The organism is Mesorhizobium sp. WSM4836 (assembly GCF_055811815.1).
In genome coordinates this window covers 1-21,998 of record NZ_JBVVQF010000026.1, presented here as the reverse complement: position 1 = coordinate 21,998, position 21,998 = coordinate 1, and the positions used below count along the sequence as shown (strand labels likewise).

The window sequence follows — 21,998 nt, the reverse complement described above, 5'->3', positions numbered from 1 at the left end:
CCGTTGCCTTTCGAGAACAACGCAAAGGAGAGAGCGATCGAATTTCACGCCGCCAAACCTGGTTTGAAAGCCGACTGTTCTGCCGGGCAGAGTGGCGAAGCTATCCCGTTCGAGACGGCGGTAGCCAAAGCCATCGCGCTCGCCAAACCTGTTCGACATAGGGAAACGGTCTCGCTCGTCGGTGCATTGGGGAGGGTTTGCGCGGCCGATATATGCTCGCCTATTTCGCTGCCTCCGTTCGATAATTCGGCCATGGACGGATTTGCCGTTCGAACGGCGGATTTCGATGGGGAAGGGCCTTGGATTTTTTGTGTCGCTGAACGGGTGGTCGCCGGCGATGTACGCGTTCTTGAGAACCTCGACCCCCGAACTGCACCCAGGATATTCACGGGAGCACCCGTTCCGTGGACCTTCGACGCCGTGGTCATGCAAGAGGGCTGCGAGCGAATTGGCGACACCGTCACGGTATATGAGCGGCCCCGTCGTGGCCATCACATCCGTTTTGCTGGCGAGGACGTCAGCGCTGACTCGGAACTGATAAGGCGGGGCAAGGGCCTCTCCGCCAGGGATCTAACCTTGTTGGCAGCGGCGGGGATCGTCGACGTCCAGGTGCTTCGAAAAATCCGGATAGGACTGCTCTCGACAGGAACCGAATTGAAAGAACCGGGTGAACCCCTTGAGCACGGTCAGATTTACAATTCCAATCAGATCATGCTGAGCTCGTTGCTGGCGGGTATCCTTGGGCGGATATCGTCGACTTCGGCATGGTCCCCGACAGCCTGGGGCTCCTCAAAGACGTTGTCGCTCCGCGCCGTCACGTCCTGTGATGCCCTGGTTACCAGAGGCGGGGTCTCGGCAGGCGAGGAAGACCATACGGTGGCGGCTGTTCAGGCTCATGGAGCCGACCTTGACATCCTCAACGTCGCGATGCGGCCGGGCAAGCCGCTGAAGGTCGGAAGGATCAGGAAAACAGCCTTTGCAGGGTTGCCGGGCAATCCCAACGCGGCGCTCATAGCGTTCCGGCAGATTGTCCGGCCTGCCTTGCGAAGGCTGGCAGGCCTCGCCGAGACCCAGCCGCAATGGTTCCCGGCGGTGGCTGGCTTCAACTGCGAAAAGCGGCAAGGTCAAACCGAGTTTGTGCCCGTTCGCATATCCGGCCGCACCGAAAGGGGTGAACCTGTGCTGGAGATGCTTGAACGTGGATCCTCGCCCAATTTGATGGCCATTGCGTTGGCCGACGGCATCGCACTCCTGCCGCCTGAGGCCGCCGAAATCAAATACAGCATGCCGCTACGCTACGAGCCGTTTGGGACCTAGCATTGGGCGAGTCTGCGGGGAGAGGTCAGCCTGCCACCGCAAATCCTGATGCCGCGCCCGAGTTGCGATAAGCAGGCAGGTCTCGTCAGCATGTGTTCCTAGTCGCGCTAGCGGCGAACCGATAAATAGATCGGAACAAAACAAGAACACGTATGTCAACTCCATTGCGACTGACTCCACAGCAAGGTCTCAAAGCTAAAGCTAGGGAGTTCGAATGAGTCGCACCCGACCGGGCTGCGCAACCCCGACCAGCTGACGCCCGATCGGGCACTCACGTCGGCGCCAGGAAGTGCGTCGCTGTCGCATTTCTAACTTGCTGGACCCTGCCCCCTCGCAAACGTAGGGTGCGACATTTCTACTTTGCAGAGCCGGCGACATTTCTACATCGCCGCCACATCTTCGGTCAAAGTTATTATTTGTTGTATTGCAAGATATGAATCTCGCTACATGCAAGTCGTTTCGATCATAATCTAAGATACAATCGATCAGTATTGCAGCGGTATACTTACTTTAAGTCTCAGTCATACAGATCGATGTTACTTACACAACCCGTCTCATTAAAACTGGGCGGGAGACTCTGAACTATTCTGAGCCGCCGGCGCCCCATGAGGCCAATCATTATGCACCGATTGGGATGCGGACCTTGACGACAGTGCCCGCTCCGGGTTTGCTATCGATGAAAAGCCTACCATTGAGTGTGGCGACCATCTGAGAACAGCCGGTGAGGCCCAGGCCGACGTGATTCCCGGCCCGGGTCGAAAAGAAGGGCGTCTTTGCTTTGCGCAGGACTTCTGGCGTCATGCCAACACCGTTGTCTGCGACTTCCAGGAACAGAACGTTGCGGCGAAAAATAGGCCGGTGCACGACCGACGCCTTTACGACAACGCTCGGCCTGTCGGTGTTTTCGACCGCCGTGAGCGCGTTCTGCACGAGCTCGCTCAGCACCAGTTGAAACTGGGTTGCCGGCACGGCTTGTGTTCCCGCCTCGGAATCGACTGACAGCTGCACGATGCCGTCCCGATCTTTGAGGTCCAGCAAAAGCTTGGCGAGCGGCAGGACATGCGAATCTCGTTGCAAAAAGGCGATCTTGAGCAAACCGTCATTGATGGATTCGAGCTCATTCGCCGCACTGCGGGCAGCCTTCAACATCTCTTCTCTCGGAGGTTGCTCCGAACCGGTGCCCTCCAGAAACAGTCGCAAAGCGGTGACGCGGGAGCGGGTCATATGCGCGAACAGCGAGGCGAATGAGCGCATGTGTCGATCGCGACGGCTGACGTAAGCGTGACGCTGATGGGTTATGAGATAGAAGATCGCGACCAGTCCCAGCGCAATCGCGAACATGAACCAGTTGCGGGATGCGGCTATATCGATTTGAGCAGTTTCCTGGAGCGTCGTGCTGTGATCAACGGTGGCGCTAGAGATCTCGTACATGTCCTGTTCGAGATTGGTCATGTGGTCGAGGGCATCCGCATAGTTGGAACCAGCTTCGACGATCGGCGCGACGTTTCGCTCGACTGTCCGACGCACGTTTTCCAGGAGTTCGATGTCTTTCTGCGGAAAGAAATGCTGCAGGTACGGCAGCGCCAGAAGCTGAGCGATGTTGACGCTCACAAGAGCCATTTGCCGGTTGATGTCAGGATCGAGCTTGCCGGCTTCGTCGGCGAGACGGATATAGCCATGGACCCTGACAAGCCGCTCGCGCACCTGGGTCGCACGCCACTGAATCTCGTAGGTCTGGTTGAGGATCTCGTCCGTCTCTTGCCTGTAGCGGTCCGATCGGACGAATGCCCAAGTGCTGAGGAGGAGGGCGAGCGCCAGCCCGAGATAAGGCAAGGCAGCAAAAAAGCGGCTGGTTCCGAATCTCATTGGTCCGCGCGCAGCACCACCGGGAAGAAGACCCAGATAGCATTACGGGCTGGGACATAGGAGGTGGGCAGGCGATCGAAGGGCCAGACCATGAAGATCGGACCTTTCTCGTTCATGGTGATGGGGCGGAACTGCTGATCGCCTTTGCATCGTCCTTGGCTGCGGTCATCCTTTGTACATTGGCGCTCGACCGCCAGGATAGGCGCATATGACTGAATCTCGTCCATGCGGAGTTCAGACACGAAGTCGTCGTAGGCGACCACCTTGACTTTAGCGACGTTGGCGAGCCCGGTTTTCGCCCATATGTCCTTCAGCAGGGGCCCCCGATAGACGATCTTCTCGTCCTCTTTCGTCCAGGGCGTGCGCGTATCGTAGGTCTGTTGCGGAAATTCGGTCTTCAACTGCTCGACGGTAAGGGTTTGGATGGCCTTGCCCGATGCATCTTCGAGTGTGAGTGTATCGGGATCCGCGAGGGCGCCCTTGCCGGCCGTTGGCCCGACAACAGTCATGGCGACTGCGAAGGCAAGACAAGAAGCAAGAGTATCAAGCCGCATCTGATTCAACCTCTTCATATTCGCGTGGGCCGTCGTCCTTGGCGAAAAGCACGCACGGTCCGCGGGACCCGCGGGGATCATACGCATAGCCTTTTAGCGCCAATGCCTGGGTGATATCGCGGATTCCGTCCAGGCCATACAAGTGATCATGCAGCTCTAGGTAGACGCGCTCTATGCCTGGGAGCTTGGCGTGCTGCAAGAGTTCCCTTTCGGCGCCTTCTATGTCCATAACAAGGACGTTGGCGCCGTGCTGGACGATGAAGTCGTCGGCGTCAGTCGAGACAATTATCATTTCGCGCTCGTAAGGCCCCTGATCTTTGTCCATCGAGGACATCCAGAGGTCCTTGCGGAGATAAAAGGTGAATGGGCGTGGCGGACCGGCTGCAAGAATCCCTTTCAGTAGCACGACGTTGTCCAGATCGTTGGCGTCGACGACGCGCTTGGCAAGGGCAACCGACGCCGGATTTGCTTCGAAGGCCCACACCTGAACGTCCGGGATCTGAGCGATAAGCGAGGTGATGATGCCGATGCCTGACCCGAGTTCCAGAACGCGATCACCGGGCTTCACGGCCTTCGATATCCACTTGGCTTCCTTGGCTTCATAGGTTTCGTTGTCGAGGGCCTGCCAGATGACAGGTGAGACGTCGTCAGGGCGCAGGGGCACCTTGACCCCATGGACGGTCATCAATGACATCTGATCAAAGACCCTGCGGTAGCCTGTGTCCGTTCTTCATCAATTTTGCCCGCGCCTGTTTGTAATATTTTTCCGCCGAGCTGGGATCGATGCCAAGGCGATCCGCCATTACCTGATAAAACTGCGTACGCGTCATGCCTGGCTCGCGACGGGTCATCATGTCGATAATTTCCTGTTCTCTTGGCGTCAGTACGGAATACCGAACGTCGGGCATGGTCATCGCCACACGCGAAAGCCGAACTGCAAATCCGTTGGTGGAAATGTCGTCGAGCACGTCATTAAACACCCCGGGCTCCAGCCCGGTCTTGCCGAGATAGCCGGCCGCGCCGATTTGACGAAAAATTTCGGCCTCAGAATCGCTGTCTGAGCCTGTCACGACGATGTGGATCGCGCTTGGCGAGGCTTCGATGATTGTGCCGACGACGGCAACGCGATCAGCGTCCAGCGTCGGATCGAAGCCGGGAAGTCCCGGATCAATGACGACCAGATCGAACTCTGCGCTCCGAAGCTCTCGCGCAGCGATTTCCAATGTCTCGGCGCCAAGGACAACGCAATTTCCGAGACTCGCCCGAATCTGGTCCATAAGCGCCAGCCGCATCAGATTCTGATCTTCGACAACGAGCGCGCGAAACACTGGCGGCAGGTCCTCACTGATCACTTGGCAGGCAGGTTTTCATCTTTTGCGACGGAAAAATAGGGATGCCATCATCCCTTTTTTCCGCGGCGGGACCGGGACAGTCTTGTTATGCGGGAGGAGCCGAACCACTCGGAGCAGTCGATGCCGATCCAACTTGTGTGCAGCAGCAATGGCGAGCCACGAGAGGCGGATGGAGTCGTGGATCTGATCGCGGCGCATCGCCATGCCGTGGCAAAGGTGGAGAGTCTCGGAAAACGGTTGATGCAGGCCGAAGAGGCCGAGGCCGCGCTGATCGGACCACGGCTTGACGCCGTGATGGCGGACGAGGCGCTTGTCCGCCGCCAGGCAGCGATGGCGCCGGTTGCCGATGTTTGCGAGCTGAAAATGAAGGCCGCATATTTCGCGCGGCTCATGAACGACGGTTGGTGCGACGTGGATGCGGATGACTTGCATGAGCTGCTGCGATCTTTCGTGGACTTTCAAATCTAAGAAAAGAGGGCGGACATCCAAGACGCGAACGCGTGCCATGCGGCACAGGCCAGCGCCGGCACCGCAATGATGGCAACGAATACGACCGCCCCGGCTATCGCACCGTCTGTGCGACCCTCGACAGGGTAGTAGTAGCGGTTCGATTGATCCTCGTGGTTCATTGATTGCGCTCCCCTGCCCCCTTCAGCAGAAGTTCGATGGGATGTTGAAACCTTATCGCCCAAAGACCATCCGCTTTCATCTTCGCGTTGACCTCGGCCACGAGGTAGTTGCCGTTGACGGCGTTGCCTTTCGCGTCGGTGGCGGCGAACGCGTAACCGGCCGCAATGAGGGCCGTCCCAACGTCGATCGTATTGCCGTCGAGTTTCGCGCCACACACGACAAAAGTCGCATTGTCCAGGGCCATGGCGATAGGCTGACAAGTTACGGCCGCCGTCGAAAAAAGGGCGGCCAGGTGGGCGAGCGAGACGTTGCCGCAATCGAGCTCCTTGCCCTTCGCATCCAGGGCGATCGTGCCCCGCAAGCATGATTGCACGCCATAAAGCCGGTAGAGCTTGCCGCGGTCGCGCCACGTATCTCCGGTCAGCAGTTCGACGCTTTTCGACACGAGGAAGGGAGCGGCTGTCGCGCTTGCTGGCGCGTCGCCTTCGGCGCTCACGGCGTGAGCACTCGCGAGTGTGATAAGCGCGGCGAGGCTAGTTCGCTTCATCGGTCTGGAACTGCTTGCCGAGATCTAAGGCATGTTCGAGATCCGGCCGCAGGGACCTGCCCTCCTTGTTGCGGCCGATCGCAGCCATGTCGAAGAAGACCATGGAATCGTCGTCGTAAGAGACCGAATAGGGATCGTTGGCATTGCCGGCCCCGACGAGCGCAAAACACGAAACCGGGTCCGGAACGCCGGGCTGGCTTTTCAGGACCAGCGTCTTGCACAACACGACGGATGCGCGGGTGTTATAGACAGCGTCGTCGTAGTCCCGCACGGCCTTCGTGCAATCCCACTCCTCAGCCTTGTAGGTGATCTTGGGCTTCGGGCAGGCCGTGAGGCCCCGCAGCCTATAGGTGACGCCGTTGATGACGCGTTCGGTCGCGGACTTGATCTCCACCGGCTTGGTTAGTGCTGTTACGTCGCGCTGAAAAAGGCCTCCGCGTGCGTCGTAGCGCTCGTAGACGAAGGTCTTTTCGCCAGGTTTGGCGAACTTCTGCAGATACGCGGTCGACGGCTGCTCGAATGGATGCGGCTCGTTCGTGCCCAGATCGGCGGCGCCTAGGACGGTGCTGTGGACCAACAATGCCGCGAGGAAGAAAAACTGCTTCATCGGAAAAATGGCCTCGACTCTGCTTCTCGTCTTGACACTTTACTTTGGCACCATGTACCCATAGTAAAGTGTCAAAATTGGTGGCGCAATGAAAAACCGGGTCGCCCTTGCGCTTTCTCTCTCAGCCGCCATGGCGCCATTCGGCGCACATGCGGATAACACGACCTCGACGCGCATAGCGGCGGCGTTTGCTCTGCCGGCCCGCCCGGCCGTCTCGACCTTTTCGGACACTGATCACGGTTCGACAATCGGCGGCGGGTGTGCGCCAGCAGATCGCGGGCGGGCCGCGGCCTTGGTGCGCCAGATCGCCGAACAAGAAGGCTTCGATCCCGATCTGACCGAAGCGGTTGCCTGGGCAGAAAGCGACATGGGCGGCAATCAAGGGCCCTCTCGCGCGGGCGCTCTCGGCATCATGCAGCTCATGCCGGCCACAGCGTCTCGTCTCGGTGTAACGGACAGATGTGACGCCAAAGCCAACATCCGTGCCGGCGTCCGCTATCTGAAAACGCTTTATGACGAGTTCCATGATCCGCTGTTGATGCTGGCGGCCTACAATGCAGGCGAGCAGAACGTTTACAAAGCCAACGGCATTCCGGTGAACGACGAGACCACGAAATACGTGGTCAAGGTGCTCAATCGCTGGAAGCTCCGCAAGCTGATCAAGGCCCCCATTCCCAACCCTGTTGATGATCGTCCTGCAGCCGCGACCGGCGCGGTCGATGGCGTCGCCTGGCAAGACGGACACGTCATGGATTTTGGCAACTGAAAAAGGAGAGAGACGAGGATGGATTATAAAAAGGCGGGCAAGTTCGCCGTCCAGTTTATGGCCGCCGCGGCGATCGGCACGGCGCTCGCGCCGGCCAGCGCATACGCGCAATCAGCCGCCCCGGTCGAGGGCGTGCTGGAATGGTTCGTCGGTGTGCTGCAGGGCAGCATTGCCCGATCTTTCGGGATCATAGCAGTTTGCTTTCTCGGCTTCCTCGCCATGACCGGCAGGCTGGTGTGGATGATGGCGCTTTCCATCATCATCGGTATCGCTCTGGTCTTTGGCGCCGCAGCTCTGGTCGATTCCATTCGGTCCACCGCTGGAGCCGCGTGAGCCGATGGAGGACGAAGAGGTCTATGTCGAGCCGGTCAGCCTGCCTCTAACGCGCCCGCCGATGAAATGGGGTGTGCGCTACGAGGTGTTCGCGCTTAACGGCATGGCTGCCGTCATCGGATTCATTGCGACCAGCAGCTTCACGCTCGGCCTCGGTCTATTTAGCGCGACCCATTTGATCAGCGCCTATCTGTGCCAGCGCGACCCGTACATCTTCCACATAGTCGAACGCCGACTGTCGAAACGGGACGCGGTCGCAAACGCGGGCTTTTGGGGCGCGAGGAGCTATTCGCCGTGAGCGTGAACGCCGACCTGAAATTCGCGAAAGCACGCAAACGGGAAAAGCCTGTCGAGGCCCATGTCCCCTATTTGCGCCATGTCGACGACAACCTGGTCGTCACCAAAAGCGGCTTTCTCCTCGGGGTCATTCAGCTTAGCGGCCTGCCCTTCCAAACGATGGATCAGGCAGAGCTCAACAGCCGCATGTTCAATCGCAACACGACATTCCGCAACCTCTCCACGTCCCGCTTTGCCGCCTATGCGACCATCATTCGCCGCCATATGACGCCAGAGATCGAAGGAGATTTCGAAAACCCTTTCGTGGCGGAGCTCGATGCCCGCTACATGGACGAGTTGGGCTCGAAGAATCTTTTCGTCAACGAAGCTTTCCTGACGCTCATCCGCCGCCCGATGGTCGGGCGCGTCGGCTGGGTCGACAAGGCGCTCAACGCGTTCCGCATCAGCACGGCCGGCGAAGAGACTCGTGAAGAGGCCATGGCCGAATTGCACGATGTCCTCAATGGCGTCACCAAGGACTTTTCCGCCTATGGCGCGCGGCTCCTGGGCGTGGTGACGCGACGCGACAGTGTGTTTTCCGAACCTGCCGAGTTCATCGCCAAGATCCTTGCCGGCGGCGCGGATGTGGAAATGCCGCTGCCGCGCATGAGTTTGGCGAGTTCCTGTGGGACCCGGCAAATCTTCTTTGGCAAGTCCGCTCTGGAGATCAAGGGGGCACAGGCGAGCAAGATCGGGGCCATGGTGTCGATCAAGGAATACCCGCCCTTCACCGCACCCGGCTCGCTTGATGGCCTGTTGCGGCTGCCGCATGAATTCATTCTCACGCAATCATTCGCGATTGAAGATCGCGTGACGGCCATGCGCCGCATCAACACCATCTCGAACCAGGTCAGCGGTTCGGATGAGGCCGGAACCACGGTCGAGGATTCCGTGCACGCCGGCGCCGACAAGCTTGCCGGTGGCGAGGTCATTTTCGGGCAGCACCACATGACGGTGATGGCGCTGGCTGCCGACGTACCAGGGCTCAACCGCTCCTTGTCCGACATCACCGCCGAACTGTCGCGCATGTCGATCGTCCCGGTGCGGGAAACGCTTAACACCGAACTTGCGTTTTGGGCACAGCTGCCCGGCAATTTCAGCTACATTGCGCGCCGCGCCCTGATCTCGTCGCTGAACTTTGCCGGGCTGTTCTCGGGCCACAATTTTCCCTCAGGCCAGCGTGAGGGACTGCACTGGAAGCGGCCGATCGCGCTCCTCGAGACGACAAGCCAGACAGCCTATTATTTCAACTTTCACGTCCACGACGTCGGCCATTTCACGGTTTTCGGTCCGACCGGTTCGGGCAAGACGGTCGTGCTGTCATTCCTGATGGCGCAGGCAATGCGGATTTCGCCGCGACCGCGATGCGTCTACTTCGACTACATGCGCGGCGCCGAGCTCTTCATCCGCGCGCTCGGCGGCCGCTACGAAGTCATGGAGCCGATGCAGGCCACCGGCTTTGCCCCCCTCCAGTTGGAAGACACCGCAGAAAACCGCACGTTTCTCGAAGGGCTGCTGCGCTACATCCTCACCCCTGACGACGGTTCGCTCGACATGGCGGAAATGCGCGTGATCAACACGGCCGTCGACAAGGTCTACAAGATCCCGCGCCAACAGCGCACGTTCGAGCTGCTGCCAGAAGTGCTGCGCGGCTCGCTGGCGCCGGGGATGAACGATCTCGCGGCGCGAATTGAACCGTGGCTCGATCCTGGCGACAAGGGCTGGCTCTTCAACAACCCCGTCGATCTCGTCGATTTCTCGAAGCCGGTGGTCGGGTTCGACATGACAAAAATCCTGGCCGACAAAAAATTGCGCTCGGCCGCCCTGCTTTACATCTTCCATCGGCTCGAAGAGATCATCGACGGCACGCCGCTTCTCATGTTCCTCGATGAAGGCTGGAAGCTGCTCGATGACGAGGTGTTTGCCGCCTTCATTAACGAGACGCTGAAAACGATCCGACGGCGCAATGGTGTCGTCGGCTTTGGCACCCAGACGGCCGAGGATGTGGTGAACTCGACGATCTCGTCCTCGCTGATCGAGCAGACGAAGACCAACATCTTTTTCCCCAATCCGAAGGCGAGCAAGGACTCCTACATGGCGCGCTTCTCGCTGACGGCGAAGGAGTTCGAGTTCGTGCGCCGCACCGCCAAGGAAACACGCACCTTCCTGGTCAAGCACGACAGCGATTCCATCGTGGCCAAGCTCGATTTGTCGGGCATGCCCGATCTCATCAAGGTTCTCTCGACCAACGAAGCCAGCATCAAGGAATGCGAACGGCTGCGCGAGATTTACGGGCAAGAGCCGGAAGCGTGGCTGCCATACCTTTGCGGATGGGAGAGCGAGCATGAAGAAGCGGCTTAGCAGCGCGATCGCCGCGGCCGCGATCATGCCGGGGCAGATGGCGGCCCTCCCGGCGCTGGCCCAGATCGCCGTCATCGACAATTCCAATCTGGGTAAGCGCGCGCAGGACGAAGAGCACAGCACAAAATCGCAAGAAACCAAATCCGACGAGCAGGAGAAGAAAAAGAGCCTCGTCTGCACCTATACGAACAAGTACAGGTCGCAAATGTTCAGCCGCTCGCCTGGCGAGGCGCTGAGCCGCGACGCTGAAAACGCAAAGCTAATCCGCTACTATGCGCAAAAATATGGCGTTCCGGAGGGCCTTGCGCTGTCGGTCGCCTACCAGGAATCCCGCTTGGACAGCTGTGCCGGCTCGCACACCGGCGTCAAGGGCGTGATGCAGCTGACAAAGGGAACGGGCAGGCAGCTCGGGTTCGATCGCGACATCAACGAGCAAAACATCGAGGGCGGCGTCAAGTATCTCGGCAAAGGCGTCGCGCAGTGTGGCGCCAGCAATTATAGCTGCCTGGCGAGTTTCTATAATGGTTCGAATGCCGCCGAACAGGCTGAGTGGGCCTCAGGCGTCGGCCGCTGGCACGGCACCTTCGACAGTTACGTCTCCAGCGGAGAGGCGCCGGCGGCGGCCCCACCGGCGATCAGCATCGTGACATCGAGCGGACCGGGCGGGTCTGCCCAAAGCGGCGCTCTCGATTCGGCTTCCAAAGCCGCGGCCGACCTCGACACCAGCTCCGCGCAGATGACGGCCAATTCCTCGCGGATTGACGCGCTCGCCGGCGGCCTCGGACAAGTTGGCGAATACAAGGACGCCTGGGAGCTCAACTCATCCGCTCGAAGTCTCAATGCCGACGTGACCGGCCAATATATCAACCAGGCCTCGGACTTCACCGCCCTGCTCGGACAGTTCCTGTCGTTGAACAACGTCGGAGCGTCGCAGACCGCGCGGGCCATCACGCCACCGCAAGGTGGATCCCCAAATCCATTTTCATGCGACCCGGCCGAGCTGCAACGGCTGCGGCTCGATCGCAGCCATTGGCTACCCTGCGCGAGCCGGAGCGCTGGGAGCGTCTCTCAGGACGCGCCGTCCGTGCAGATCAACGCCGATCCAAGCGGCGCGGCGCGCACGATCGAAGCAATCCAGGAATAGGAGGTCTGAGAGTGAGAAAAGTCTTTATCGCAGCGGGGGCGGCACTTCTGGCGAGCGCCGCTCATGCGCAAATCGCCGTCATCGACAATGCGAATTTGGACATTGCCCGCCAGAATGCGGACAACACCAATTCGATCATGGGCTCCAACAAGGATATCCTCGAGAAGAGCAATCAGATCCTGCAAGCCCTGACGGGCAGCCGCAACGGCTCTCTCGGCATCGGCCAAATGGGCCTGGGCGGCAACATGTCGATTGCGCAGGCGCCGAGCTTCGGCTCGATCCTCAATGGCGGCGCCCTCTCCTTCGGCGGGCTGTCGCCGGAAATCCAGAAGATCGCCGGAGCGGTGATCAACGGCCTGCAGCTGGTCAAACAGCTCCAGCAAATCACCGGCAATGGCAGCAGTGCCGTCAATACAGCCTATAGCGGCAGCGTCAACGTCGCCTCGCTGTTGAGCGCCCTCACCTCTCAGGCCTCCCAAGGCGTCGCGCAACGCGAGCAGTCGTTGCAGTCGGCCAGCGGCCAGATCGGACAGTCCGAGGATGTCAAAGGCTCGGTCGATCAAAACACGCGCATGCAGCTTGAGAACGCGCGTGCGGTCAACGAGCTCATCGGCGTGCAGAATGGTGCGGTCGCCGCACTCAACGAGGAAATGAAGACCCGGCTTTTGCGGCAAAGCCAGGTGCAAAAGCTCATGACGCCGGCGCAAGTCAATCCGTTCCAGAACTTCGGCACAAGCGGGAACTGATCGTTGAGGGCGCGAGCGAAACGGATGCCAGCTTGGTGGCGGCGGATCGGCGTGGTCGCCGTCACGCTCGCGAGCATCATGGTGAGCGGCTGCGCCCGGCCAGGTCGCGAGCTCAAGGCGCCGTGCGCGCCGCTGGCTTATGTGGGCAACGCAAGCTGTGGACCCTTGAAGCCGGTCAACGCTGCGCCCTTCGATCGTGTTGTCGAGGCTGGATGAACGGGCTAGCGACAAGCATTCTGGGCGGCATCGATGACGTCGGACGGGGCTTTGTCTCCAGCGTCTACATGCAGCTCGGCTATGCGCTGGGGAATGTCTACGCGCTCATGCTCACCGTCTACATGATCTGGTGGGGCTACTCGATCCTCAGCGGCCGCGAGGCGATTTCTCCGATCGAGTCCGGCTACCGCCTCGGTCGGGCGGTGGTCATCTATCTGCTGCTGAATGGGTGGGGCACGTTCTCCGAGACGATCTATAAGCTCGTGCAGGCGGTGCCCAGCGAAATCGGCAAGATCATCGTCGGGGCCGTCTCGCGCGCCACCGGCAACCAGCTCTCGGATCAAGATGCCATTCCAGCCCTGATCGACAATCTCTACCGAGGTGCCCAGGACGTTGCCAATCAGGTCTACAGCGGCACTTTTTACGACATATTCGGTGCGCTGCTTTCCACCATCGTGCTACTGGCCGCCATCATTTTTTCGGCGCTTGCGATCGCCGCAATCATCGCTGCCAAGATCATGCTGTTCATCACTTTGGCGCTGGCGCCGGTCTGGATCGTGCTTTGGCTCTACCGGTGGTCAACGCGGATGAGCGAGGGCTTCATTTCGCTCACCACCTATCTGATTATCCAGCAAATCCTCATCTACGGCTTCCTGGGCTTCTATTTTTCGCTGGTCAATCTTGCCTTGAACACTGCCACGTCGGGAGGCGCCAGCGTCGACAACAAGATGTCGATGGTCCTGCCGCTCGTCCTGGTCACGATCATCGGCATCTATGTGCTCATGCAAATCCCGGCGATCGCCTCGATCCTGAACGGCGGCGGCTATCTCAGCACAGTCGGCGCATACCGCTCTTATGGCAATGTACCTGGCAATGTCGCCCGCTATTCCGGAGCGCGGTTTGTCGCAAACCGGTGGCAGCGGCTGAGATCATCCCGCAGCAGCGAGGCGGCTCGATCATCCATTCAGCAGGCGGCGCGCGATAACGCGAGACCCCTGGCATAGACCGCAGGCATCCGCTTGAGAAGCGCGGCTTCAGGCTGCAGTGGGAGTTTGGCAATGAGGCTAAAGTAAAGTGACGACAATGCAGGCAAGCACCCCCGCCGAGCCCGGCAGACTCGTTGACGAGCGCTACTATCAGGCCGGCGCGACATGGGAGGACGACACGCACAGGTCTCTGAGACGTTCGCGCACGCTGGCCTGGCTCGTCAGCGGCGTCGCGAGTGTGGTTGCGGGGCTCTCGTTGCTGACGCTCGTGCTCATCCTCCCGCTCAAGCAATTCGAGCCCTATGTGATCGAGGTCGACAAGACGACCGGATATCTCGAAGTTGCGCGCGCGCTGAAACCCGGCGATCTGTCGCAGAATGAGGCGGTCACGGCCGCCAATCTCGTCCGCTATATCCGCGCCCGTGAAACCTATGACCCGCGCGAGATCAAGCAGAACTACGATCTTGCGCAGCTTTATTCGACGGGAACGGCGTCCAGGGATTTCACTTGGGCTTACACGCCGTCCAACGCGCAATCCCTCGACAAGGTCTACGGGCGCAACGTCACCATTTCCGTCGACGTCAAGTCGGTGTCCCTGCTCAACAGCACGACGGCGTCGGTGCGGTTTTCGACCACGACGCGTCGCGAGAACTCTTCCACGGCCGACAATTGGGTGGCCGTGGTCAAGTTCCGTTACACGACGACGCCGATCAAAAACGAATGGCGCTTCGACAATCCGCTTGGCTTCCAGGTGATCGAATACCGTCGCGATCAGGAGTCCGCACCAACGGCCGGGAGCGCGCAATGAAGGCCCACATTCGCGCCGCTCTCTCCCTGCTGATTTTGCTTGGCTCGACCAGCTACGCTGTCGGGCGCGACTATCGTATCCGCTACGTGCCTTTCGACAACGACAATGTGACGACGGTCAATGCCGCGCTCGGCGTCTCCACCATGATCGAGCTCAGCCCGTCCGAGGTGATCGAAACAGTTTCAGCCGGCGACACGAAGGGCTGGTCGATTGTGCCCAAACGCGGCTCGCGCTTTCTGTTCATCAAGCCGCTCGAACGGGACGCCTGGACGAATGTCAACGTCATTACCGACCGGCGCGTCTATTCGCTCTTGCTCAAAGCCACCGACAGCGATCGCGACCGTGCGTCGTTCCAGGTCCGGTTCAGATATGCGGATGAGGTTCAAGACGCGCGCCTGCTTTCCGAGGCCCAGAAAAGTGCTGCCGATCCCGACCTCAAGAACCTCAACTATGCCGATCTCAACTACGATTACGTCTATGCCGGCGATGATGGCCTGAAGCCGCGCGTTGCTTTCGACGACGGCACCAAGATGTTCCTGGAGTTCACCGGCGACATCCCGGCCATCTTCGTCGTCGACGAAAAAGGCCAGGAATCGCTGGTCAATCAGCGCACCCAGGGAAAATACACGATCGTTGACAAGATCGGCCGGCAATTCACGCTGAGGGCCGACGGCAAAACGCTCTGCCTCTACAATCGAGCCCGGCCGTCGAAGATGGATCCTGTCTCTGTCGTCTACGGACCGAGGAAGCTGGTGCGCGGGGCCGGCCCCTTCTCCTCCCCGAGCGCGAGGGGACGATAGATGAGCAACATCGACTATAACGAGCTTGATGGCGGGCCTACCGTCGCCAGGCGCTATGCCGGAGTGGGCAGCAAAGTCGCCATGGTCGCCGCGGGGCTGATTGTTGCGATCGCGCTGATCTGGATCAATTGGCCCCGCGAGCCGCGCTCTCGTGATGCGGCCTCGGATGCGAGCGACAATTTCAACCCGCCTGAATTTCGCCCGCCGGCGCTGGCCGAGACGCCACAGGCGGCCGACAAGACAATCGACCAGATCGTCGTTCCGCCGCCCGCGGCAGGCGAAGCCAACAAGCAACAGGCCGACAATGTCGATCAGACGGTTGAGCAGGGCGCCGATCTCGATGCGCAGCGGCGCGCCATCGAAGCCCAATTGGCGGCCGAGCAGGCGCGCCGCAAAGCCGAGGAGGAAGAGGCGCGCCGCAAGCAAGCGGCCGACGAGGAGGCCCGCAGGAAGGCCGAGGAGGCGGAGCGGCAAAAAGCAATGTGGGAGCGCCTGCGGTCGGACCAGATGATTACGAGTGAGCAACCAAACTCGGCCGCCGGGCACGATCAGCCGGCGCAGGCGCAGATCGCCGCTGACGGTCAGCTTATCCCGGTGCCGGGCGCCGACAACGACCCGAACAAGGCTTTCCTCGCGCAGTCGGAAACACATTCGAACGCGATGGCGAAGGCGCGGGTTTTCCGCCGCACCGATGCGTTGATCCCGGAAGGCACGATGATCCGCGGATTTCTGGAAACCGCCATCAACACCGATCTGCCCGGCATGGTTCGCGCGGTGGCGCGCGAAGACGTCTATTCGCTCGACGGCCGTCGCATTCTGATCCCGAAGGGGTCTCGGCTAACCGGCGAATATCGTTCGGGGATTGCGCGCGGGCAAAAGCGTGTGTTCATCGTCTGGAACCGCGTCATCCGTTCCGACGGCGTCTCGGTCGACATCGCCTCACCTGGCGCCGACCGTCTCGGACGGGGCGGTCTCGGCGGCCGCGTCGATACGCATTGGCTTGAACGCTACGGCAATGCGATCATGCTTTCGGTCGTTGGCGGCGTTTCGGAGTACCTGTCCTCCCTAGCCGACAATCGCAGCGACAGCCAGCAACGGCAGGTGACGACCGTTGACCCGGTGACAGGGCAGACCGTCACGAGCACCTATGGCGGCTCCGGTTCGCAACGCGACGCCCGCGGCATCGCCTTCGACAAATCATCGACGGCGCTGCAGCAGCTGGCACAAGAGGCGTTCCGCGACACACAGAACATCCCGCCGACCATCTATGTCGACCAGGGCACGCCGATCGTCGTCTTCGTGCGCCGGGATCTGGATTTCTCCGAGCTCTACGTGGATCCGGTGGAAGAGGAGCTGGCTCGTTTGAAGCGCGGCGGCAAGGCGGCAAAGGCGGTCGATCCGACGCCGCTCTTCATGGCGCCGACGTCGGGGGCTGATTCCTACTATCCAGGCTAGGGGACTCCGGTGAGATGAATGTGCAGCCTGTGCCGAACCCCTGGGCGCGCGCACCGGTGCTGCGCGCCGAACTGGAACCGATCTGGCCCTACATGGAGGAAGAATCGGTTTCCGAAATCGCCGTCAACCGACCCGGCGAAGTTTTCATCGAGCGCCTGGGTACAAAGGAGATGGAGCACGTCGTCAAACGCGAGCTCACCAGAAACTGGATTCGCTCGGTCTCGGTCGGCGTTGCTTCGGCCACCAACCAGGTCGTCAACGAGGTCACCCCGGTACTGTCGGCAGCTCTCCCCTCAGGCGAGCGCTTTCAATGCGTGCTGCCGCCGGCGGCCCCCGATGGCGGCGCGATCTCCATCCGCAAGCAGGTCATCATGGACATGACCCTTGGCGACTACGCCAAGATGGGCGCCTTCGAACAGACCGAGATGGGCAGCGGCCTGGCGCTCTCGGCCGAAGAAAAGCAGCTCGCCGAGATGCTCAACGACACCTCGCCGTTGGAATTTCTGCGATACGCGGTGCGCAATCGGATTTCCCTCATTGTCTCCGGCGGCACGTCGACCGGCAAGACAACCTTCCTCAATGCGTTGTTGAAGATCATCCCCTCTCATGAGCGCATCATAACCATCGAGGATACGCGCGAGCTCAAGCCGGCGACTGGCAACACCGTGACGTTGCTTGCCTCGAAAGGCGACCAGGGGCTTGCCCGGGTTACGCCGCAACAGCTGCTCGAGGCGTCGCTGCGCATGCGGCCCGACCGGCTGCTGATCGGCGAGCTACGCGGTGCCGAGACATTCTCCTTCCTGCAAGCCATCAACACCGGCCATCCTGGTTCGCTGACATCCGTTCACGCCAATTCGGCCCGCTCGGCTTATGAGCGCCTGGCCCTCATGGTCATGCAAAGCAATGTCGGGCTCTCTCGCAGCGAGATCCTTGACTACCTGCGCGAGGTGATCCCGGTCGTCGTGCAGATGGTGCGCGGCGAAGGCGGGCGCCGATCGATCAGCGAAATCAAGTTCACGAAGGCTGAGACGATCTGACGAGGTCGCATGATGGAAAAGATCGCCGGCAGGATTTTTCTGGCCTTGATGGCTGTGGCGCTGGGCGCGTTGCTGTTTGTGGTCGCATACGCGGCGACCGACTGGTACAGGACCGGTTCGCACTTTCTCTTCGATAGCTTGAATGCGGACCCGCGGCCAGTCTTCGGCTACGCCTGGACGGACCTGAAAGCTGGAAGCTTCGCAAAGCTTCAGTATGCCGGCGCCGCAGCCCTATTCGGCTTCGTCCTGCCGTTAGTTATCGCATTCTTGATGCGGCCGCCCAAGCGTAACGACGCGAAGTTCATGTCGATGACGGACGTTCGCCGCGCCGGCTTGCTGAAGCCGAGGGGGATCTTCATCGGACGCGCCGGCGGCAGACTGGTCAACGTCTTTGCCCCCCACCGCGATCGGCGCACGGGCAAATTGCGCCTGACGCGCCCAAGAGTTCGCGGTGGCAAGAAACTATGGATCGACGGCGATGACGTTGGCGGCTTCGTCATTGGACCGCCAAGGTCGGGCAAGGGCGCGGCGCTGATCATTCCGAACGCGCTGATGTGGCCCCATTCGCTGGTCGTGCTCGATCTGCGCGGCGAGACCTATGAAGCTACGGCCGGCCACCGGGCCACCTTCAGTCAGGTCGTCCGCTTCGCGCCGGCCGACCGCGACGGCAACACCGCCTTCTATAATCCGATGGATTTTATTTCGCTTGATTCGGCTCAGCGGGACATCGACCTGCGCAACATGGCGGCCGCGCTCTTTCCGCGGCCGCCTGCGAATGCCGATCCTTACTGGGTCAACGATGCCCGCCTCCTCTTCACCGGCATTGCCTCTTACGTCATGGACTCCCCGCGGATCGCCGACGAGAACCGCAGCTTCGCCACCATCCTCAAGATCATGAACGGCGCCGACGAGCCGATCCTGGAGTTCCTGGCGAGCCTGCGCGACACCCGCCGGCACGAAGTGTCCGATTTCACGCTGCAGACGCTTCTGCCCTATGCGGATATGGCGGAGAAGCAGTTTTCCGGTCTCTATGCCGGCGTGCGCACCGGCATGGCGCCCTTCCTGAACGAGCGATTGATGCGGGCCACCTCGCGCAGCTCCTTCGACATCCGCAATCTCAAGAGCGAGCGGGTCTCGCTCTATCTCGATTTTCGGCGCGAGCAGATGGCTTCGCTGGGCCCGCTTTTCAATGTGCTCATCACGCAGATGATGAACTTCATGTCCGAATCGATGCCACGCCCCGGCGAGCACCAGGTGCTTGTCCTGCTCGATGAATTTCAGAACCTCGGCAAGCTCGAGAAGGTGACGGACATGGCGACCGTCCTTGGCGGCCACGGCGTGCCGATGTGGTTTTTCGTGCAGTCGCTCAAATCGGTCGACGAGATCTACCGGAAAGAAAGCCGCGAAACGCTGATCAACGCTGCCCGAGTCCAGATCTTCTTCGGCGCCCAGGAGACCGACGATCTGCGCTACGTCTCCGAGCAGATGGGCGAAACGTCCGAACCGCAGAAGGACGTCACCAGGACGCAGGCCAGCCTTTTCGACACCTATTACACGCGCTCCGTTCACAGCAAGCAAGTGCGTCGGCCGTTGATGCGTCCGGACGAAATTCGCACCATGGACAAGAGCAAGGTCGTCATTCTGCCGCGCGGCGAAAATGCAATCCTTGCGACTCGCAATTTCTATTTCGCTGATCGGGAGCTCTCCAAGCGGGCTTTCATGACGCTCCCGGAAAGGGCGAACGCAAAGCACGCCAAACCGGTCGCTGCCGCCGCTCCCCTCCCCTCCCCGTCCGTCCAGTCGATCGTGCCGGTCGGGCCTCGTTACCGCTCCGGCATCACACACTCGCGACTGCAGCGCGGTGCGACCTTCGCTGCAAAAATCGGACGTGCCGAGCGGCCAGTCGCTCGCCGTCGCTTGCCCGCCTCGCAAAACGCAGCCGGGATTGAGGCGAGCCTCATCCCGCCGGCAGCGGCGCCCGCAGCAGCCAACGCCATCGATTTTTCGGTTTTGGCGGCCCGCGCGGCGGCGACCAGGATCTCGCCGCAAAAAGAGGCTGTGATTGCGGCCATTCTCTCTGAGGCTAAATCTTTCCATCCGCAGTCGGCCGATGCCCAGACATTCGACCGCAATCTAAGCGTCGTCGCGGAAGAATTGCCGGACGTTCTGGATGACTAATCCGCCTGACAAGCGTAGCGCTGTCAATCCAAAGGCGGGGGTTGATCCCGCACGGTCGGAGTCCGGCATAACCATGGCGCCTGCAACTACGCGATCGGCCAACGAGCACCCGGGCTCGTTGCAGCCCCTCATCTGCAAGATCACGAGCCGAAATCCTGTAGCTACGCACGATTGGTTAAGATGGACGGCGACGGATTACTATGATGCCGGCCGAAGCAATAAGGGCGATGCCAAGCGTGGACACCGCGTCCAACCGTTCGGACGCAACCTAAGGAGTAAAGCCACGAGTGGAACCATCACGACCTTCGCGCACCCGGTACCCGCTCAGGTCAGGGATAACATTGGCGATGCTGACTGCCAATTCGGCTATAAAGTCTGAGAACGGAGCGCCCCCCGCGTCAAGATTCACGAACACAAAACCTGCCAGAAAGCCCACCTGTACAGGCTTGAGGCAGAGGCCCGAACCCATGAATTTCTTGTCTTCGCCACTTTCCCTCGCGGCCGCTAGCCGCCCGGCAAGATCGAAGTTCCAACTATGATATGGACAGGCTTATCTTCCCCTGACCACGTCCTTACTTACCAAGCCGGATTTGATGCTGCAGTTCGCACGCCGCCGCCGCGTTTCTGCAGGAGGTGCGGCTGGTGTGGCGCCGCCCAAGACAGAGAAGGAAAGATGCTGGCCGCCGTCTGGGTGATCAACTCCCGAAAATCTCAGTTAAGTAGTCAATGAACACTCGAACCTTCTGCGGCGTGTGCCGCCGTTGCGGATAAAAGGCGTAAATTGGCTGGTCCACGGGTTCGTAGTTTGGCAGCAGCTGCACCAGGCGGTTTTCTGCAAGATCCTTTGCAATCATGAAATCCGCTAGCAAGGAATAGCCGTAGCCTGTCAGGCACGCATTCTTCACGGCGCGGGCGGAGTTCATTGTAAAGTGTTGCCCTATTTCAAAATCGACAATTTCTCCTAAATGTCTAAACTGGTGTATTCTGCCCCATTCTCCGCTTATTTGCGTGACCGATGGATAGCGCCTGATTTCGTCGAATGATTTTGGCATACCAAACCTTCCGCAAAACGCGGGAGAGGCGACAAACAATATTTTTTGTGAAGAAATCCTCTGGGCGACCATCGACGAATCCCGTAACGGGCCGACCCGAATTGCAACATCGTAATGTTCTTCGATAAGGTCAACGAAGCGGTTGCCAAGCTCAAGGGAGATGGCCAGCTGAGGAAACCTTTGCAAAAACTCAGGCAGCGCCGGCGCTAGGCATTCGTTGCCAAAAGCCGTAACGCACGATACACGCAGTTGCCCGCGCGGAGTGTCGTGGCGCTCTCGGACCACGCTTCGCATGTTATCCAGTTCCTCAAGTATGCCAGAACTCTTTTGCACAAACTCGAGACCAGCGTCAGTCAGGTCGAGTTGACGGGTCGTGCGGTTGAAGAGACGGACCCCTAAATCGGCCTCCAACTCCCCCATAATCCGGCTCACTGAGGGCGCGGAAAGCCTCAACTCCCTGCTTGCTGCGGTAAAACTGCCGAGGCGCGCGACTTCGATGGCGATGCGCATTGCCGTGATTATGTCCATCGTCCCACTCTTGCAAAATGCAAAACAATGTCTCTCAGAGCGGGCGTATTATCACGAAATGCAATCTATTCCATAAGAGGAAAAGCAGTTCGGTGGAAGAGGGGCTTCGAGGGACGGAGCCCGCCCCCAAACTCGGACGTGCGGCTCGTAAGGAGGCCCCCATGATCAGAAATCCTAGCTGGGTACTTCGGAGTTATCCCTCGGGAATGCCGACGGTCGGCAACTGGATGTTGGAAGATCGCCCGATCCCAGAAGCCACAAAAGGAGAGTTGCTAGCCAAAACATTGTGGCTTTCCGTGGATCCGTACATGCGCGGGAGGATCAGTCAGGCGAAAAACTACGCCGCTGGCTTTGGAGTGGGGGGTCTGATGTCAGGGGG

Annotated in this window: 22 protein-coding genes and 1 pseudogene; 15 read left to right on the top strand and 8 right to left on the bottom strand. The window is 60.1% G+C overall.

From position 1 onward, the window contains the following. The first annotated feature begins 3 nt into the window (after positions 1-3). Positions 4-1,317: a molybdopterin molybdotransferase MoeA gene (locus AC0L2P_RS25935; RefSeq protein ID WP_473505304.1), complete on the top strand. Its 1,314-nt coding sequence runs from the start codon at positions 4-6 to the stop codon at positions 1,315-1,317. Positions 1,318-1,935: 618 nt separating this feature from the next. On the opposite strand, the gene AC0L2P_RS25930 is transcribed toward AC0L2P_RS25935, so the two are convergent. The 4 genes from AC0L2P_RS25930 to AC0L2P_RS25915 are packed head-to-tail and all read right to left on the bottom strand — an operon-like array spanning position 1,936 to position 5,065. Continuing rightward, the gene (locus AC0L2P_RS25930; protein ID WP_473505302.1) at positions 1,936-3,183 is read right to left on the bottom strand and encodes a sensor histidine kinase; all 1,248 of its coding nucleotides are present in this window, start codon (positions 3,181-3,183) and stop codon (positions 1,936-1,938) included. Then, positions 3,180-3,737, bottom strand: coding sequence for a hypothetical protein (locus AC0L2P_RS25925; protein ID WP_473505300.1), 558 nt, complete (start codon positions 3,735-3,737; stop codon positions 3,180-3,182). The genes AC0L2P_RS25930 and AC0L2P_RS25925 overlap by 4 nt, the downstream gene beginning before the upstream one ends. Then, positions 3,727-4,431 carry an FkbM family methyltransferase gene (locus tag AC0L2P_RS25920; protein ID WP_473505298.1) on the bottom strand — a complete coding sequence of 235 codons (705 nt, stop codon included), beginning with the start codon at positions 4,429-4,431 and terminating at the stop codon, positions 3,727-3,729. The genes AC0L2P_RS25925 and AC0L2P_RS25920 overlap by 11 nt, the downstream gene beginning before the upstream one ends. A gap of 4 nt (positions 4,432-4,435) precedes the next feature. Then, positions 4,436-5,065 (bottom strand): response regulator, encoded by a 630-nt coding sequence (locus AC0L2P_RS25915; protein WP_127222541.1) that lies wholly within the window; start codon positions 5,063-5,065, stop codon positions 4,436-4,438. Positions 5,066-5,209: 144 nt separating this feature from the next. On the opposite strand from AC0L2P_RS25915, the gene AC0L2P_RS25910 reads away from it, so the two are divergent. Next, on the top strand, positions 5,210-5,557 hold the full coding sequence (locus tag AC0L2P_RS25910; protein WP_292626818.1) for a hypothetical protein: 348 nt from the start codon (positions 5,210-5,212) through the stop codon (positions 5,555-5,557). On the opposite strand, the gene AC0L2P_RS25905 is transcribed toward AC0L2P_RS25910, so the two are convergent. From AC0L2P_RS25905 to AC0L2P_RS25895, 3 genes are read right to left on the bottom strand one after another with little or no spacing between them, the layout of a single operon-like run. After that, positions 5,554-5,718: a hypothetical protein gene (locus AC0L2P_RS25905; protein ID WP_473505295.1), complete on the bottom strand. Its 165-nt coding sequence runs from the start codon at positions 5,716-5,718 to the stop codon at positions 5,554-5,556. The two genes, AC0L2P_RS25910 and AC0L2P_RS25905, sit on opposite strands and share 4 nt — an antisense overlap. Next, entirely contained in the window at positions 5,715-6,215 is a 501-nt protein-coding gene (locus tag AC0L2P_RS25900) for a thermonuclease family protein (RefSeq protein ID WP_473505293.1), read from the bottom strand. Before AC0L2P_RS25900 ends, AC0L2P_RS25905 begins: the two co-directional genes overlap by 4 nt. 37 nt (positions 6,216-6,252) lie before the next feature. Continuing rightward, positions 6,253-6,873 carry a cystatin family protein gene (locus AC0L2P_RS25895; RefSeq protein ID WP_473505291.1) on the bottom strand — a complete coding sequence of 207 codons (621 nt, stop codon included), beginning with the start codon at positions 6,871-6,873 and terminating at the stop codon, positions 6,253-6,255. An 88-nt stretch (positions 6,874-6,961) separates the two neighbouring features. Here AC0L2P_RS25895 and AC0L2P_RS25890 point away from each other — a divergent pair, with 88 nt between their 5' ends. From AC0L2P_RS25890 to AC0L2P_RS25835, 12 genes are all read left to right on the top strand, one after another. Continuing rightward, positions 6,962-7,639 (top strand): lytic transglycosylase domain-containing protein, encoded by a 678-nt coding sequence (locus tag AC0L2P_RS25890; RefSeq protein WP_473505290.1) that lies wholly within the window; start codon positions 6,962-6,964, stop codon positions 7,637-7,639. A gap of 18 nt (positions 7,640-7,657) precedes the next feature. Next, complete coding sequence (locus AC0L2P_RS25885; RefSeq protein WP_473505288.1) at positions 7,658-7,972, top strand: TrbC/VirB2 family type IV secretion system protein; 315 nt, start codon at positions 7,658-7,660, stop codon at positions 7,970-7,972. 4 nt (positions 7,973-7,976) lie between these two features. Further along, a complete protein-coding gene (locus tag AC0L2P_RS25880) occupies positions 7,977-8,270 on the top strand; it encodes a VirB3 family type IV secretion system protein (protein ID WP_473505286.1) in 294 nt (97 codons plus the stop codon). After that, positions 8,267-10,669 carry a VirB4 family type IV secretion/conjugal transfer ATPase gene (locus tag AC0L2P_RS25875; RefSeq protein WP_473505284.1) on the top strand — a complete coding sequence of 801 codons (2,403 nt, stop codon included), beginning with the start codon at positions 8,267-8,269 and terminating at the stop codon, positions 10,667-10,669. Before AC0L2P_RS25880 ends, AC0L2P_RS25875 begins: the two co-directional genes overlap by 4 nt. Further along, a complete protein-coding gene (locus tag AC0L2P_RS25870) occupies positions 10,653-11,813 on the top strand; it encodes a transglycosylase SLT domain-containing protein (protein ID WP_473505282.1) in 1,161 nt (386 codons plus the stop codon). The genes AC0L2P_RS25875 and AC0L2P_RS25870 overlap by 17 nt, the downstream gene beginning before the upstream one ends. A gap of 11 nt (positions 11,814-11,824) precedes the next feature. After that, on the top strand, positions 11,825-12,559 hold the full coding sequence (locus AC0L2P_RS25865; RefSeq protein WP_473505280.1) for a type IV secretion system protein: 735 nt from the start codon (positions 11,825-11,827) through the stop codon (positions 12,557-12,559). A 212-nt stretch (positions 12,560-12,771) separates the two neighbouring features. Further along, positions 12,772-13,779 carry a TrbL/VirB6 family protein gene (locus tag AC0L2P_RS25860; RefSeq protein ID WP_473505278.1) on the top strand — a complete coding sequence of 336 codons (1,008 nt, stop codon included), beginning with the start codon at positions 12,772-12,774 and terminating at the stop codon, positions 13,777-13,779. Positions 13,780-13,858: 79 nt separating this feature from the next. Next, positions 13,859-14,569: a VirB8 family type IV secretion system protein gene (locus AC0L2P_RS25855; protein ID WP_473505276.1), complete on the top strand. Its 711-nt coding sequence runs from the start codon at positions 13,859-13,861 to the stop codon at positions 14,567-14,569. Next, a complete protein-coding gene (locus tag AC0L2P_RS25850; RefSeq protein WP_473505274.1) occupies positions 14,566-15,369 on the top strand; it encodes a TrbG/VirB9 family P-type conjugative transfer protein in 804 nt (267 codons plus the stop codon). Before AC0L2P_RS25855 ends, AC0L2P_RS25850 begins: the two co-directional genes overlap by 4 nt. Then, complete coding sequence (virB10, locus tag AC0L2P_RS25845; protein WP_473505272.1) at positions 15,370-16,824, top strand: type IV secretion system protein VirB10; 1,455 nt, start codon at positions 15,370-15,372, stop codon at positions 16,822-16,824. Between the two features lie 14 nt (positions 16,825-16,838). Further along, complete coding sequence (virB11, locus tag AC0L2P_RS25840) at positions 16,839-17,861, top strand: P-type DNA transfer ATPase VirB11 (protein WP_473505270.1); 1,023 nt, start codon at positions 16,839-16,841, stop codon at positions 17,859-17,861. A gap of 9 nt (positions 17,862-17,870) precedes the next feature. Beyond that, positions 17,871-20,039 (top strand): type IV secretory system conjugative DNA transfer family protein, encoded by a 2,169-nt coding sequence (locus tag AC0L2P_RS25835; RefSeq protein ID WP_473505268.1) that lies wholly within the window; start codon positions 17,871-17,873, stop codon positions 20,037-20,039. A 695-nt stretch (positions 20,040-20,734) separates the two neighbouring features. On the opposite strand, the gene AC0L2P_RS25830 is transcribed toward AC0L2P_RS25835, so the two are convergent. Continuing rightward, entirely contained in the window at positions 20,735-21,619 is an 885-nt protein-coding gene (locus AC0L2P_RS25830) for a LysR family transcriptional regulator (protein WP_473505266.1), read from the bottom strand. 161 nt (positions 21,620-21,780) lie between these two features. On the opposite strand from AC0L2P_RS25830, the pseudogene AC0L2P_RS25825 reads away from it, so the two are divergent. Continuing rightward, a pseudogene (locus AC0L2P_RS25825) lies at positions 21,781-21,998 on the top strand (NADP-dependent oxidoreductase); the annotation flags it as partial.

Excerpts from the sequence above, each read along its gene's own strand:
- AC0L2P_RS25905 (WP_473505295.1), bottom strand. The coding sequence starts at position 5,718 with ATGAACCACGAGGATCAATCGAACCGCTACTACTACCCTGTCGAGGGT.
- AC0L2P_RS25850 (WP_473505274.1), top strand. The coding sequence starts at position 14,566 with ATGAAGGCCCACATTCGCGCCGCTCTCTCCCTGCTGATTTTGCTTGGC.
- AC0L2P_RS25910 (WP_292626818.1), top strand. The coding sequence starts at position 5,210 with ATGCCGATCCAACTTGTGTGCAGCAGCAATGGCGAGCCACGAGAGGCG.
- AC0L2P_RS25930 (WP_473505302.1), bottom strand. The coding sequence starts at position 3,183 with ATGAGATTCGGAACCAGCCGCTTTTTTGCTGCCTTGCCTTATCTCGGG.
- AC0L2P_RS25925 (WP_473505300.1), bottom strand. The coding sequence starts at position 3,737 with ATGCGGCTTGATACTCTTGCTTCTTGTCTTGCCTTCGCAGTCGCCATG.
- AC0L2P_RS25920 (WP_473505298.1), bottom strand. The coding sequence starts at position 4,431 with ATGTCATTGATGACCGTCCATGGGGTCAAGGTGCCCCTGCGCCCTGAC.
- AC0L2P_RS25885 (WP_473505288.1), top strand. The coding sequence starts at position 7,658 with ATGGATTATAAAAAGGCGGGCAAGTTCGCCGTCCAGTTTATGGCCGCC.
- virB10 (WP_473505272.1), top strand. The coding sequence starts at position 15,370 with ATGAGCAACATCGACTATAACGAGCTTGATGGCGGGCCTACCGTCGCC.
- AC0L2P_RS25860 (WP_473505278.1), top strand. The coding sequence starts at position 12,772 with ATGAACGGGCTAGCGACAAGCATTCTGGGCGGCATCGATGACGTCGGA.
- AC0L2P_RS25835 (WP_473505268.1), top strand. The coding sequence starts at position 17,871 with ATGATGGAAAAGATCGCCGGCAGGATTTTTCTGGCCTTGATGGCTGTG.
- AC0L2P_RS25895 (WP_473505291.1), bottom strand. The coding sequence starts at position 6,873 with ATGAAGCAGTTTTTCTTCCTCGCGGCATTGTTGGTCCACAGCACCGTC.
- AC0L2P_RS25880 (WP_473505286.1), top strand. The coding sequence starts at position 7,977 with ATGGAGGACGAAGAGGTCTATGTCGAGCCGGTCAGCCTGCCTCTAACG.
- AC0L2P_RS25830 (WP_473505266.1), bottom strand. The coding sequence starts at position 21,619 with ATGGACATAATCACGGCAATGCGCATCGCCATCGAAGTCGCGCGCCTC.
- virB11 (WP_473505270.1), top strand. The coding sequence starts at position 16,839 with ATGAATGTGCAGCCTGTGCCGAACCCCTGGGCGCGCGCACCGGTGCTG.
- AC0L2P_RS25870 (WP_473505282.1), top strand. The coding sequence starts at position 10,653 with ATGAAGAAGCGGCTTAGCAGCGCGATCGCCGCGGCCGCGATCATGCCG.
- AC0L2P_RS25890 (WP_473505290.1), top strand. The coding sequence starts at position 6,962 with ATGAAAAACCGGGTCGCCCTTGCGCTTTCTCTCTCAGCCGCCATGGCG.
- AC0L2P_RS25855 (WP_473505276.1), top strand. The coding sequence starts at position 13,859 with ATGCAGGCAAGCACCCCCGCCGAGCCCGGCAGACTCGTTGACGAGCGC.